At 55.4% G+C, this 15,338-nt stretch carries 6 protein-coding genes and 1 tRNA gene; 3 read left to right on the top strand and 4 right to left on the bottom strand.

Annotation, left to right across the window (positions count from 1 at the left end; genetic code table 11):
* Window positions 1–16 precede the first annotated feature (16 nt).
* Window positions 17–1,819 (bottom strand): putative bifunctional diguanylate cyclase/phosphodiesterase, encoded by a 1,803-nt coding sequence (locus ACK5LI_RS10930; protein WP_416949180.1) that lies wholly within the window; start codon window positions 1,817–1,819, stop codon window positions 17–19.
* Between the two features lie 176 nt (window positions 1,820–1,995).
* Here ACK5LI_RS10930 and ACK5LI_RS10925 point away from each other — a divergent pair, with 176 nt between their 5' ends.
* Both ACK5LI_RS10925 and ACK5LI_RS10920 read left to right on the top strand, forming a co-directional pair.
* Entirely contained in the window at window positions 1,996–3,243 is a 1,248-nt protein-coding gene (locus ACK5LI_RS10925; RefSeq protein WP_416949178.1) for an efflux RND transporter periplasmic adaptor subunit, read from the top strand.
* A complete protein-coding gene (locus ACK5LI_RS10920) occupies window positions 3,230–6,529 on the top strand; it encodes an efflux RND transporter permease subunit (protein ID WP_416949176.1) in 3,300 nt (1,099 codons plus the stop codon). Before ACK5LI_RS10925 ends, ACK5LI_RS10920 begins: the two co-directional genes overlap by 14 nt.
* 183 nt (window positions 6,530–6,712) lie before the next feature.
* Here ACK5LI_RS10920 and ACK5LI_RS10915 read toward each other — a convergent pair whose 3' ends face one another.
* Together ACK5LI_RS10915 and murA are read right to left on the bottom strand one after the other, a co-directional pair.
* Window positions 6,713–10,276, bottom strand: a complete 3,564-nt coding sequence (locus tag ACK5LI_RS10915) for a ComEC/Rec2 family competence protein (RefSeq protein WP_416949174.1) — start codon at window positions 10,274–10,276, stop codon at window positions 6,713–6,715.
* A gap of 75 nt (window positions 10,277–10,351) precedes the next feature.
* Window positions 10,352–11,602, bottom strand: coding sequence for a UDP-N-acetylglucosamine 1-carboxyvinyltransferase (murA, locus tag ACK5LI_RS10910; RefSeq protein WP_416949172.1), 1,251 nt, complete (start codon window positions 11,600–11,602; stop codon window positions 10,352–10,354).
* 98 nt (window positions 11,603–11,700) lie between these two features.
* On the opposite strand from murA, the gene ACK5LI_RS10905 reads away from it, so the two are divergent.
* Window positions 11,701–11,776: transfer RNA gene (locus tag ACK5LI_RS10905), tRNA-His, on the top strand.
* Window positions 11,777–12,210: 434 nt separating this feature from the next.
* Here the strand turns inward: ACK5LI_RS10905 and ACK5LI_RS10900 are convergent.
* Complete coding sequence (locus ACK5LI_RS10900; protein ID WP_416949170.1) at window positions 12,211–15,264, bottom strand: response regulator; 3,054 nt, start codon at window positions 15,262–15,264, stop codon at window positions 12,211–12,213.
* Window positions 15,265–15,338: the final 74 nt, after the last annotated feature.

The following is a 15,338-nucleotide window of genomic DNA, read 5'->3' as shown; positions in this document are numbered from 1 at the left end:
CAGGAAAAAAGAGAGGCTATTCCGGCTTGCGCAGCATTTCAAGAAGCTTGGGGACGATCTCTTCGTATGCAAGCGGCTTGGAAAAAAGAAATCCCTGCGCGTAGTCGCAACCGATTCCGGAAAGCATGATGCGCTGTTCCTGCTCTTCCACCCCTTCTGCAACAACATTCAGCCCGAGGCTGTGCGCAAGAGCGGTTACCGCTTTGACAATGTTAAACTTTCCGGGTTCACGCGTCATGCCCTGTACAAAAGACTTGTCAATTTTCAGCGTATCAACCGGAAAACTCTGCAAATACGCAAGAGAAGAATAACCGGTACCAAAATCATCAATGGCAATGTACACGCCGAGGTCTTTCAACCTGTCCATGGCCAGATTGGCGAGCTGAGGATTTTCCATCAGCATGGTTTCCGTCACTTCCAGCTTCAGGCTTTCGGGCTTTAAACCGGTCTGCTTTAAAATATCCGCAATCTGCTCAACCAGTGCAGGCTGCACGAGCTGACGCGCAGAAAGATTCACACTTATACCGAAATCAGCCAGCTCGGGGTGTTCGCGCTGCCAACGGGCAGCAGCCATGCATGCACTTTCCAGCACCCACTTGCCAAGCCTGAGAACCTGACCGGTTTCTTCCAGCACAGGAATGAACTCTGCCGGAGAAATCGGTCCGCGCTCCGGGTGCGTCCAGCGGCAGAGCACCTCAACCCGCACCGGCAGACCGTCTTCCATATCCATAAGCGGCTGATAGACAAGATTGAAGGCGTTTTCTTCCAGCGCGTGCAAAAGATCCATCTCAAGATGTGCATGCTGCAAAGCGCTTTCCAGCATCCAGTCGCTGAAAACAGCCACGCCGCCGCCACCTGCCCGTTTGGCATGTTGCAACGCGATGCCGCTGTTGCGCATCAGTTCTTCCGCAGAGGCAGCCTCACCTGCTGCCACCGCAACGCCGATGCTGACAGTAACGTGCAGTCGCCTTTTTCCGGTGTCAAAAGCACCATGCAACAGTTGCTGAAGCTGCTGCACACGGGCAAAAGCATCTTCGCGGGAATCAACTCCCGTCATTAAAAGGCAAAACTCGTCGCTGCCCATGCGGCACACGGCGTCATTTCCGCCAAGCAGGCCACGCTGCCTGTCTGCAACGCCACGCAAAATCACATCGCCTGCACTGTGCCCCAGCACATCATTGATCTGCTTGAAACGGTCAATATCAATCACTGCAACAGCAAATCCGGAACAGCTGGAACTATCACCCTGCTCAACATGCTTACACAGTCTTTCCATAAAAAGGCTGCGATTAGGCAAACCGGTAAGCAGGTCATGCCCAGCCTGATGGTGCAACTGCTTAGTCAGCAAATGGCGGCTGGTCACGTCACGCAGGCTGAGTCTGACTCCTTGCGGTACATCTTCATCGTCCACGACACGCCGGCAATCACATGACACCCAGCGTTCCTTCCCGGCCGCGGTACGGATGCGCACTTCAAAATCAAGCTGCGGCACACCGCCATTGAGGCTCTTCTCCATACGACGGAACACCGTACGGTCGCCATCGACCATGATGGCAGAAATATAATCAGGATTGCGGTACAGATTTTCCGGTGAATAACCGGTGATGTGCAAAAACGAGGGGGAAACAAAGCGGACGGTACGCGACATGTCTATCCAGACTTCGCAGTCGGAGCTATGCTCCAGCAAAATTCTAAATAGCTGTTCTTTCTCCCATAAGGCATTCACCAGTGCGCTTTCGGCGGCAGCCGGACGAACTGACGTATCTGAACAGGGAGCATCAGCCCCGTTCTTATTTTGCCCACGGTCGGCAGGAATCATAAACCCTCCCCAAAAAACAGAACCGCACCGAAACAAATCACCATCAGGTCAGCTCATCTGTACTTATAGTTGAAAATACAATAACATCATGAAAAATGCTGTACCCTTCGGACAGTGAAGGGGTACCTGTAATACATTCCTTGGCAGACCACAACAGTCATCAACGGGGATTCATCATGCCGAAAAGAAAATTACTAGCCGTTATAGGCGGAGTTACAGTTCTTATATTCCTTTTCCTGTGGTCTTCCGGCATGTTAAATACTCAAAAATTATCTCCTGAAGATACATACAACAGTCCATCCTCAGCCGCCACTACACAGCAACATCCTGCAACAACAGCAAAAATTGTGGCTGTAAAAGACACCATAGAGGCTGTAGGTACAGTCCGCCCCCGCACAGAAACACGAGTAGAGGCACAGGTAACAGCAAAAATTCTGCATATAGCTGTATCAACCGGTGACAAGGTACGCAAAGGCGATATCCTGATTGAGCTGGATAACCGCGAGCTTGTATCCCGCCGTGATCAGGCGGCGCAGGCAATCATCGGCAGCAACGCAGCCGTTGCACAGGCACGGCAGGCTGTAGCCGAGGCAAAGGCGGCTTTTGCCAAAGCGAAAAACCAATACCAGCGTATCAAAGCTCTTTTTTCCGAACGGGCAGTGGCACAACGGGAACTTGATCAGGCAGAGGCTGAGTACCTGCAATCCGAAGCGGCGCTGGCAAGTGCACAGGGCGGCCTCTCCGGCGCTCTTTCTGCCGGAGTACAGGCTTCCAAACGGCTTGAAGAAGCGGAAATAGCATTAGGCTATGCCACCATCACCGCCCTTGAAGACGGCGAAGTGGTCCGGCGCGAGGCTGAAGCAGGCGATCTTGCCTTTCCCGGAAAGCCCCTGCTTGTGATACAGGCAGGGGGTGCCCTGCGGCTTGAGGCTCAGGTGCGCGAAGGCCTGATTCAGCGGGTGCGGACCGGTTCGGGCCTGCAGGTACGCATTGCCGCAGCAGGAGAATCACCCCTTGCGGGCGTGGTGGAAGAAGTTGTTCCCTCCGCAGATCCGCGCACAAGAACGTTTCTGGTAAAAGTCGGCCTTCCTCCGGCTCCCGGGCTGTATCCGGGTATGTACGGCAAGCTTCTTATACCGCTGGATGCCCGTCAGACCGTGCTCATTCCCGCTGTGGCGGTTCAGCGCGTGGGCCAGCTTGAAACAGTCCGCATACACACCGCAGACAATACCGTGCAGACCGTTCACGTTAAAACCGGCAGGCACTTTGGCAACGATATAGAAATTCTTTCCGGCCTGACTGGCGGCGAGCAGGTTCTGCTGCCTGTACCGGCACCCCCTGCCCGAACAGACGAAGAGCCAGAACCAGCCCCCGTGCCCGATAGCACAACCGGCAACGAAGGAACCGGCAATGCCACATCATAACTCCGGCCCTTCGGGCTTCATCGCTTCAATTGTTGCCAGCTTTCTGACCGGCAAAAACGCTTTGCTCCTGCTCATTTTCGGCTTGGGCATGGGCATGGCGGCACTATACCTGACCCCCAAGGAAGAAGAACCGCAGATTATTGTGCCCATGGCAGATATTCTGGTGCAGGTGCCCGGAGCATCAGCGGCGGAAGTGGAAAAACTGGTTGCCACACCATTGGAGCGGCTTCTCTGGCAGATTGACGGCGTAGAGCATGTCTATTCCATTTCCCGTCGCGACAGCGCCATGGCCACTGTGCGTTTTTTTGTGGGCGAAGACCGTGAAGATTCTCTCATAAAGCTGCACAACGCCATCACCAAAAACCGCGACATGGTGCCTGATATCGTCACCGGATGGGCAATCAAGCCTGTTGAAATAGACGATGTGCCTATTGTCACTCTGACTCTATACCCCGAAGCAGGCACCTACGACAGTCATGCCCTGCGGCGCATGGCGGAAGAGCTGCTTAACCGCATTGCAGCTGTAAAAAATGTATCGCAGGTCAGCATCACAGGCGGTGAGCCGCGTCAGGTGCATGTATACCTTGATCCGGAACGGCTGACGGGATTTTCCGTAGCGGTGCAGGATGTGACCACGGCTCTGGCGGGGGCCGATGCCTCCGTCACTGCCGGCGCGCTGGACTACCGGGGGCGCAGCCTTACCATCACCGCGGATTCATTTTTGCGCAGCGCCCGCGAAGTGCGCGAACTGGTCGTTGGCGTGTCCGACGGCAGCCCCGTATATCTGGGCGATGTGGCAACAGTGACAGACGGCCCTGCTCACCCCGTCAGCTATTCCCGCATCGGTTTTTCAAATCGTCTTGCGCAGGAAGAACATATCCAGACAACAGATTCACTGCCCGCTGTCACTCTGGCCGTTGCCAAGAAAAAAGGGACCAACGCGGTCACTGTGGCAGAGGAAGTCATTGCAGAAGCGCAGTCGCTGCAACGCGAGATTCTGCCAGACGGCGTAGCCATACACGTTACCCGCAACTACGGCGATACAGCCGACCAGAAAGTGACCGATCTTATCACCTCGCTCGGCTTTGCCATTGCCACCGTGGTCGGCCTGCTGATGCTTACGCTGGGCCGCCGTGAAGCTCTTGTAGTGGCTGTTTCCGTGCCGCTCAGCTTTGCGCTGGCACTCTTCGTCAACTATACGCTGGGCTACACCATCAACCGCGTCACGTTGTTTGCGCTTATTTTGTCGCTCGGCCTTGTTGTGGATGACCCCATCACCAACGTAGACAACATTCAGCGGCATATTCTCGCCAAGCGCCGCGGCCCTCTGGAGGCCACGCTGGCAGCCGTGCAGGAAGTGCTGCCGCCGGTCATCATGTCCACGCTGGCCATCATTGTCTGCTTTACTCCCATGTTTTTCATCACCGGCATGATGGGCCCCTATATGGCGCCCATGGCGGCTAATGTGCCCCTGACGGTTATATTCTCCACGCTGGCAGCTCTTACTGTTGTGCCGTGGCTCAGTTACCTGCTGCTGCGCAGTAAAGGGCTTCAGCCGGACATGCTGACCACAGACGGAGAAAATACACAGGCCGATACACAGGAAGGCGCATCTCCCCGTGCTGCATCGCGGCCCCGTAATCTGCCGGAACGCATCTACAGAAGGACAGTAACGCCGCTGCTCGATTCTGCTAAAAAACGGCGCATCATGCTGGCGGCTATCATTATCCTGCTGATAGCCAGTTGCTCGTTGGCGTTGTTTCGCCTTGTGCCTCTGAAAATGCTGCCTTTTGACAACAAAAACGAATTCCAGATTGTCATCGATATGCCGGAAGGTACGAGTCTGGAAGAGACTGACCGTGTTGTGCGCAGCTATGAAGCCTTTCTGCGCACCGTGCCGGAAGTAAGCGATTTCACAACCTACACCGGCACGGCATCCCCCATGGATTTCAACGGGATGGTGCGCCATTACTACATGCGTTCTGCACCGCATCAGGCCGATATCCGCGTCAATCTGGCAGACAAATCCCGCAGGACGCAGCAAAGTCACACCATCGTGTTGCGGCTGCGCAACGACCTCCAGGCTATTGCTAATGCAGCAGGAGCACACATAAAACTGGTGGAAGTGCCCCCCGGCCCGCCTGTGTTCTCCACCATTACAGGAGAGGTATACGGAACCCCCGACAAATCTCTGGCGCAGCTGCATGACGCGGCAAATCACGTTCTTTCCGTCATGCAGCAGGAACAAGGTGTAACGGACATCGATTCTACCATGGAAGAAGAATCCACCCGCATAAACTTTGTCACAGACAGGGTAAAAGCGGCTCTGCACGGAGTTGAAACAGAAGACATCGCGCGCACACTACGCGTAGCCGTAGGCGGGGAGATTCCGGCCAATGTGCACGAACCGCATGAACGTCAGCCGCTCCCCGTAGTCGTCAGGCTGCCACGGGAGAGCCGTTCATCCGAAGCAAAACTGGAATCCATGCCTGTGCGTACAGCTCAGACACAGGAGGCTCCGCAAGGTTCCATCGTACCGCTGGGCGAGTTGGGTCACTTTGAGCGTGTGCCGGAAGACCAGCCCATCTACCACAAAAACCTGCACCGCGTTGTCTATGTATACGGCGAAATGGCAGGACGTGCTCCGGGAGAGGCAATCCTCGACATGAGCAGCGCACTGAAAAAAGCCCCCATGCCGCCAGACACCTATGTGGAGTGGGCAGGCGAAGGAGAATGGGAAATCACCATCCGAGTGTTCCGCGATCTGGGCCTTGCCTTCGGGGCTGCACTGGCAGGCATCTACATTCTGCTGGTCATCCAGACAGGCGTATTTGCCCTGCCGCTACTTATAATGTCTGCCATCCCGCTGACATTGCTCGGCATCATGCCCGGATTCTGGCTGCTTAACCTGCTCTTTGCAGGAGAAGCCGGCGGGTATGCTGACCCGATATTCTTCACCGCAACATCCATGATCGGCATGATTGCGCTGGGCGGCATAGTCATCCGAAATTCGCTGGTGCTTATAGAATTCATACAGGACGCCCTGAAACAGGGGCTGCCGCTACGCGAAGCAGTGCTGGAAAGCGGCACCACACGTCTGCGGCCCATTCTGCTGACAGCAGCCACCACGTTGCTGGGCGCATGGCCCATTACGCTTGACCCTATATTCTCCGGCCTTGCGTGGGCGCTTATTTTCGGACTTATCGCCTCCACCATATTCAGTCTGGTGGTTGTTCCCGTGGCTTTTTACAGCATAGAATCCCGAACAAACAAGGCAGACATGTAACCGCCTTTACAGCTGAAAAAACAGAAAAACGCTTCGGTTATCCGAAGCGCTTTTCTGTTGGCGGCATAAAAATCGGGCACTGCGCCGTGTGTCGCATTGCAACCGCCTCAACCACACAAGCAAAACCATCAGACCGGAGAGAGCGCAAAAACAGTCCCGCCATTGTTGCCATAAACGGCAGGTCTACTCCACAGTGCGTACCTGCATAGTACTGCCTGCGTCCCAGCTCACTGTTATCTGCCCGTGGTCTGCCGTTGTCAGCAGCCGGACGGCACGCTGTTCCAGCGCTTTTACAACATTTTTCTTCGGGAATCCCCAATAGTTCAAATACCCGCACGAGGCCACGGCAAGCTGCGGCGCGACAGCATCATAGAAGGACTCGGAAAGACTGTTTCCGCTGCCATGATGCGGCACCAGCACAACCTGCGCCAGTAACTGCCCCGCATCATCTCCATTGGCCCGTGCCGTCAGGGCATCCAGAGCCACAGTGCCCAGATCGGCCGGAAGCAAGGCCAACCCGCTGCCGTTGCGCACAAGTCGAAGCACAACAGAACCATCATTGGTATCTTCAGTTTTTGAATCCGGAAACGGGCCTAGAACCTGCAACGCAGCATCGCCCGACAAGGCGATGGTATCGCCAGCCTGCAAAGGTACCGGACTATGAGCGGTATCCTTTAATACCGTCTGCCAGCCCTTGGCATCGCGGCCTTCCGGCATCATTCCGTTTGTATACACCGCGCCCACATCAAAGCGTTGTATAATAAACGGCAAGCCCCCCATATGGTCACGGTCCGGATGCGTATACATGGCTGCAGTAAGCCGCGGCGGCTGATTATACGTAAGCACCGGCGCAACCAGTGCCTTGCCGGTATCAAACGAGCTTGACGCAAAGCCACCGGCATCTACAAGTACCCGCACCCCGTAAGGCGCCTGTACCAGCACAGCCTGCCCCTGCCCCACATCAAGTACAGCCACGGAAACATCATTCTTGAAGTAACCCGCAAACCGCAGACAAGGCCCCGCCATCAGCAACACCACGCCTGCGGGAACCATCCAATGCAGCATACGCACTGTGGCAGGCCGCAATGTCCGCCCGGCACCTTTATTACTATGGGCTGCGCAGGCTTCTGCTTTGCGCTCCATTCTCCGCTGCCGCATCAAAAAACAACAGGCTAGCAAAAGCAGCCAGAATCCCGCCCATGATACGGGCAATGGCCTGACTGAAAGCACAGGGTGGAGCAGACCAGCACCGTCCAATGTAGCCAACAGATTAAAAAGCCATCCGGCAGGTAACGCTGCTGCTGCGAGCAGCCATTGCGCCACACCGGACAAAAAGGGAATATGCAACGCGGCAAGCCCCGCAAAGGCCAGCGGCAACACCCACAAAGCAAGAACTGGCAACCAGAGCACGTTAAGCATAAACCACGGCGTCACAGTGCCAAACGCATCAAGCGTAAGCGGCATAAGTGTCAGCTGCGCGGCCACGCTGACCACAAGGATACCCGTGCCTCCCCGCAGACAGCGCAACGCTACCCGACGGTACCACGGTTCATTCACGGCAGTCTGCGGCACCCCGCCACCGGCAGTTTTTCTTACGCCCCGCAACGATGCAAAAAACGGCAACGCGCACGCTATGCCCGCTACGGCCAGAGCGGACAACTGTAACCGCATGTCAAACACGGCATCCGGCTGCAATACCACGATAACCATAACGGCCCACAGCAGCCCGTCGATCAACACTCCGCGTTTCCCAGCCAGCAGCAATCCGCCCCAGAAAGCAAACATCAACGCCGCCCGCAGAAGTGACGGTGTCCCTCCGCCAAGCCACACATACAACGCGACAACAGGAACTGCGCACAATACAGCCAGCTTCTGCCGCGGAATAAACAGATACAGGCGAGGAAAGCACCACCCCAGCCCCATTGCCACCAGCATTCCTACTCCGGCGGCAAATCCCAGATGCATACCGGACAGCGCAAAGCTATGCACCAGCCCCGCATCTGCCAGTCTGTCCATGGATGAGGACGACAGGTAGAAGCGCTCCCCCAGAAGCAACGCAGGCAGCACGGCATACAACTGCGGCATATCATACCAGCGCGGCATCACCTGCCCGTTATCCGGCATCGATATTACAGGGGCGGGAGTTGCAAGCGCTTCTTGCGTGCTCGCCTCATGCGCCTGTGCATCTGCTTCCTTTGAATTTGAATGTCCGTCATGCCGTCCTGCTGTGTGCGCCAGCACTAGGGCATCTTCCAGACGCTGCAACACGCCGGAACGCACTTGGTCTGCGTATCGGGCCAGACTATCCGAAATATGCTGCCAACCGGATATGGCAGGCAGGTTGACAGAAGAATCTGCCGCAGCCAGCACAACAGAATAATCAGGACGTTGCGGTTGTGCGTCGCCAAATTTTGCCCCACGGTCATCATTTTCAGCAGCAACGGAGGGGCGCTCTGAAGTACCGTTTTTCGTTCTGTCAGGTACAAGCGAAACTCCGGTCTCGCCGGTAACAGCAGGGCGCAATCCGGCTGACTCCTGTTTCCCGCTTTTTTGCCCGCTTATTGGTCCGGACATCAGCCCGATAGTTGGTCCTGCACTGCCTGCAATACGCACACTGCCCTTTTCCGCCCGCGTCCAGACACGAAACTCCACACCCTGCCGACGCCAGAACTGGCCGCTGCTCCAAGAGCCTTCGTTCAAAAATCCGCGCACCGGCTTTACCCGCCCCTCAAATTGCACTACGTCACCAATTTGAGGCCGGAACAGCGGATACTCCCACGTCCAGACCGTTTTTCCGGCAAGCGGCAACCAGCCGGATGCCTGCACAAACTGCGCGCTGCCGGATGGAGACACGGCCTGCGCGTTGTCAGGTGGAGATGCAGCCTGTGCGCTTCCGGATGACAATAGCCCGGTTGTCTGGCTGGAAAGGTTATCTATAACAGGCTGGAAGAGTGGCGGCTTGCCGGAAGCGAATTCGAAACCGTTCGCCAGTTCAGGCAGTTGCACTACGGGCAAAACAGCTTGTGAAGCCGCACGAAGCCGCACGGTTGCGGCTGACCTTTTACGTTCTTTAGCGTTCACAGGCAGGCACTGAACATCAGCAAGAGTTACCCGCAAGCGGCCCTGAGGACGGCTTTCCACCTCATGCACAGTACCCTGCACAACAACCTTTTGCCGTGCTGTCATCCAGTCCGGCACAGGGGCAGGAGCATCGTTTCCCGCTGCCACAACGACGGCTCCGCCAACCATGCACAATCCCAGAACAAAAGCGCGCTTACCTGCACGCGGGCGTAAGCGGCTGGCACTGGCAGGCGATACCGACCAAACCACCATTGCAGCCAGCAACAGCAGCGCGGCCAATAATACAGGGAGCAACTCATGCAGCAGGCCGGATAGTCGGGCCACATTTACACCGGACGCGGCCAGCCACTGCTGCCAATCATTACCGGAAGACCAGTCTGCGGCAGCAACGCCGCCAGCCGCGAACCAGTCAACGCAACCGGAAAGCAACATGCCGGACAACGTCGCCAGCAGGCACCATTGCCGCCAGAGTAAAGCAGGCAGGGTCGCATGTGTGCAATGCCTTGTCTCGGCATCTTCTGCAATTGTCACCGCAACATCTTTCGCAGCAGCACCTGATACGCCATAACAAAGAGGCGCAGCACCAGCACAGCAACAGCCTGTATCTACAGGCTGTTTATTTGCCGGTTTTGCATCGTCAGACTGCAAAGATGTTCGCCGCGCCATGAATATCATCCGTTTTTGAGCATGAAAAAACGCCTCCGGCACAACCGGAGGCGTTCAATGGAGTCTGCGTGAATATTATTCTGGCACGCGCTGAATATCTGCACCCACAGGGCAGAGCTTTTCTTCGATACGCTCGTACCCTCTGTCGAGGTGATAGATACGCTGCACATGAGTTTCGCCTTCTGCCGCCAGACCGGCCAAAACCAGAGAGGCCGACGCGCGCAAGTCAGACGCCATTACCGGCGCGCCCCTGAGCGCACGGCCGCCGCGTACACGGGCGGTACGGCCGACAAGGCGTACATCCGCGCCCATGCGCACCAGTTCAAGCACGTGCATGAAGCGGTTTTCAAAAATGGTCTCTTCTACCATGCCGAAGCCGTCGGCTACGCACATCAGTGCCATAAACTGCGCCTGCATGTCGGTGGGAAAGCCAGGGTACGGATGAGTGACAATATCAGTGGATTCCAGATGGCCCTGATATTTCACCCGTGTACCGCCTTCTTCGCTCACAACGGAAAGACCCATGTCGCGCAACTTCTGGCTGACAGCATCCAGTGCATCGTCGGGGCAATCTTCAATAAGCAGGTTACCCTTGGTGATGGCCGCTGCCACCATAAACGTACCGGCTTCGATACGGTCGGGCATAATGCGGTAATCGCAGCCATGCAGCCTTTCCACACCGCGGATGCGGATAACGTCCGTCCCCTGTCCGGTAATGTCGGCACCGCAGGCGCACAGGAAGTTAGCAAGGTCGATAACTTCCGGCTCGCGTGCGGCATTTTCCAGCACAGTTTCACCTTTAGCCAGCGTTGCGGCCATCAGCAGGTTTTCGGTGCCGCCTACGGTGGGGAAGTCAAACCGGATATGCGCGCCGGTAAGCTGCTTGCAACGGCCTACAATATAACCGGAGTCAAGCTCGAACTCCGCTCCCATCTTTTCAAGGGCGCTCAGGTGCAAATCCACAGGACGCGCACCGATAGCGCAGCCGCCAGGGTACGCTACGCGGGCTTCGCCAAGGCGGGCCAGCAAAGGACCAAGGCACAGCACAGATGCACGCATGGTTTTAACAAGGTCATACGGAGCTTCGGGATTCAGGTCGCAGGGCTTCACATATACTGAATCGCCTTCAAATTCTGCGGGGCAGCCCAGAATGCCCAGAAGCTTATTGGTAGTATAAATATCGCGTAGGCGCGGAACGTTGCGGAAAATTACAGGCTCTTCCAGCAGGATAGACGCCATGAGAATAGGCAAAGAGGCATTTTTTGAGCCGCTGACACGAATAGAACCTTCCAGCGGCGTGCCGCCTTTGATGACCAATTTATCCATTAACTCTCCTCACGGGAAAAAATTCCCTGACGATAATTTTATCACTGTTTATGCTTGACGTTGCTTTCTGTGGGGTATATATGCCTCAGTCTCGAACGGCGAATGTAGCTCAGTTGGTAGAGCACTCGGTTGTGGCCCGTGTGGCCGCGGGTTCAAGTCCCGTCATTCGCCCCACAAAATCAAGCCCTGCTTATGCGGGGCTTTTTTTGTGCCACCCGTTCGCTTTTCAACTCAGCAAAAGACCAGATGATGCGGTGTTACATGTCATACCGCGCGTAAAAAAGGTCCCGCTGTACGCCGAGGGGCACCATACTCTTTTAGCTGTCAAAACGAAAGCCCCGATACCATGTATCAGGGCTCCATACGCATATATCCTTGCAGGACTGCAATTCCGGTATGTTGTAAAAAGCTGGTACTTCATTCAGAAGGCGCAAGCCGGAAATCAGGCAACGCCGGCAACATTTATTGTCGCCGGTACACACCTCGAATGTCAGCGCTGGCAATCGATTCATCAGACAGCATACGCCAGCGACCGCCTTCATACTCCTCCGCCTGATTCCGTCCGCATTCACTTTGCCCGCCCGTGAACAGGGTCATCAGTCCGGCTATCAGCCTTCCGGCAGCATTCCTATAGACTCTATGACCTGCTCCAGCCAGTAGCGGAACTTTTCCAGCGCAACATCCATCATCTCGCCATCACGGGCGGCATACTCCAGTTCCAGAGCAGCCTCGCGCAGTTCTCTGGCAGAAATATTAGCTGCAGCACCTGCTATGGCGTGTACTTTTTCCGCTACAAACTCTCTGTCTTCACGCTCTACAGCCTCACTGATTTCATCCACAGCCACGCTATAGACTTCAGCGAACTTCTTCAAAATTTCAATGTAAATTGCCCACTTGCCGCCAAGGCGCTCTACGCCTTCGGACAAACGCAGCCCGAGCAGTTCATCAGGGTATGCTGCTTCATCGGCAGGAGCTGATACAGGTACCTGCACAGAGGCTTGTACAGAGGCCTGACTAGATCCCCGAGCAGAGGCCCGCTCAGAGGACAGAACAGAAGCCTGAGGTTGCGCCAAGGCAGGACGCATTCCGGATGGTGCAGATGGTGTAGACGCACTACCGGTCAACGTATCCTCCCACACGGCACTACGCATATGCATGATGTTATGCTCCTGAAGTAGCGAAACTGCGTATCTAGCCTTTTCAGTCCCGCCATCCGCACCGTCTCCGTTGCCCGAAGCGATATTCATCCCCGTACTCTTCTGCCCTGCGACATGCTGATGCAGGGCTGTGACGCTCTCCCCGTACGCAGGCGTAATTACATGCTGTTCCGCGGAGTCACCGATATAACGTTGCAACACCTGAAGCAGCATCATTCTGTCCACAGGCTTTGTCACATAGTCGCTCATACCGGCTTCCAATGCCTTGTCGCGGTCTTCGCTCATTACATGGGCAGTCATGGCAATAATGGGGATATGCTTCCACAGCGGATGCTGACGGATGACGCGGGTCGTTTCGATGCCGTCCATCACAGGCATCTGAATATCCATAAAAATAACGTCAAAACCAGGTCCTGAAGGTGGCTCGACATCATCCAGCACTGCAAGAGCCTCTTCGCCATGTTCTGCACAAACAACTGAAAGCCCCATATCCTGCAGCATATCAAGCGCCACATGCCTGTTGATAATATTATCTTCCACCAGCAAGGCACGCATTCCGTCAAACTGCCGCAACTGCGCAGCGGCATCTTCCTGTTCCAGAGGGGCCTTGCCCTGCAGGGCGTGTATCGCGTTGGTAAGTGAAGACAGCTTCACCGGCTTTGACAGGAAAGAAGCAACTCCCAAGCCCTCAGCCCGCTCCAGCTCTGTCTCGCGCCCGAATGCAGTCATCATGAACACAGGCGACAAGGGTTGCTTTTCGGCACGCAGCTTTTCCAGCAGTTCAAGCCCGTCAACGCCGGGCAAGCGCCAGTCGAGCAATATGAGATCGTACAAAGCGGCCTGCCTTTTGAGGCGCTCATAGGCAGCATAGCCGTCCGGCAAAGCATCGCATGCATACCCCAGCCGCAAAAGCATACGGGCCATAACCATGCGGTTACTCTCATTATCCTCTACCAGCAATGCCCGCCCTGCTGTCGGCTCCCCCTTGCGGGCAACCCGTTCATCTGCAGGATCGGCAGGCAGGCCGAATCTGCCGGTGAATGTGAAGTCACTGCCTTTACCGGGCTCGCTTTCAACTGAAATACTACCGCCCATCAGCCGGACAAGCTCTCGCGCAATGGACAGGCCAAGCCCGCTGCCGCCGAACAGGCGTGCAGTAGAATCTTCTGCCTGAGAAAATGTTTCAAACAGCCTGTTACGGGCATCCTCACCAATCCCGAGGCCGGTATCCCGCACGGAAAAAGCAAGCTGCACGACGTCCTGTGTGCGATCCGCCACTGTTACGCCGATACGGACTTCGCCCTGCTTGGTAAATTTAAAGGCATTCGTCACAAGATTTACAAGAACCTGCTTCAACCTCAGGGGGTCACCCACCAGAACCTGCGGCACGGAAGAGCTGATATCAAGAACCAGTTCCACCCCTTTCATACCAACACGCTCACGGAACAAGTCTGTCACTTCCTCCAGCATTTCCAGAGTATTGAAAGCAACCTGCTCCAGCTCCATCTTCTGGGCTTCAATTTTACTGATATCAAGAATATCGTTAACAACTCCCAGCAACGAACGGGCAGAGGAGCGGATGATGGTAAGATATTCACGCTGCTTGGTGCTGAGGTCCGTCTTCATGGCAATTTCAATCATGCCGATGATGGCGTTCATAGGTGTGCGCAGCTCATGGCTCATGCTGGCGACAAAGTCGCCTTTGGCCTTGCTGGCTTTTTCCGCAACCTGCCGCTCGTACTCAAGCTCCTGAGTACGTTCGGCAACAAGCTTTTCCAGATGCTTGCTATGGTCATTAAGCATTCTGTCACGCTTTTCGATTTCGCGCAGCATACCGTTCATGCTGTCAACAAGCTCCCCAAGCTCGTCATCATTCATCTTTGGAATGCGTGACCCGTAATCGTACATCGCCGTGCGGCGCACCCACATATTCAACGCAGCAAGAGGCCCCAGCAGTGAACGGCGCACCACAAGCAGAATGCCTATGACCAGCACCAGTTCAAGCGCCAGCATACGCACTAATGCGGTAATCATATTCGCATATAGCGAACGTTCAATAAATTCAGGAGTGACATAGAGTTGCAGGGTGCCAAATTTCAAATGCCCCTGCCGTAACGGACGTGACATAACAATAAAATCGTCACGGGCAAGACTTTGAGATGCGCTTTTGATCACACCGCCTGCACCGCGCTGGCGCCCGACGAAAATACTGCCGCCTTCGTCATAGATAATGGCACCATGCACGCGCTCGTCGTCCATCTCGGTATCAATGATAGACATGGAAGACTGCTTATCAAGATTCCATACCGGCACATGCAAAAGGCGCGAAAGCCTGTCAGCCTGAGACACAGAAAAGCGCTCAAGGCGTGCATATTCCGCATTCTTGGCTGTGATGTACTCGTATGTACCAAATGCAAGCGCAACCAGCGTAGAAACGACCAGTGTCAACAGGCATATTCTAACCTGAAGACCGCGCAGACCGTATCGTAGCATGTGCTTTATCATGAAGAAGCTCCCACTATAACCGCCAGCCCGTACCATTAAACAGGAACGGCCGAAATGCCATGATAAAACCGCAG

This window comes from Oleidesulfovibrio sp., assembly GCF_047973035.1.
Lineage (GTDB): Bacteria > Desulfobacterota > Desulfovibrionia > Desulfovibrionales > Desulfovibrionaceae > Oleidesulfovibrio.
Note: the sequence above shows the minus strand (reverse complement) of the source record. Positions and strands in the feature narration are given on the sequence as shown.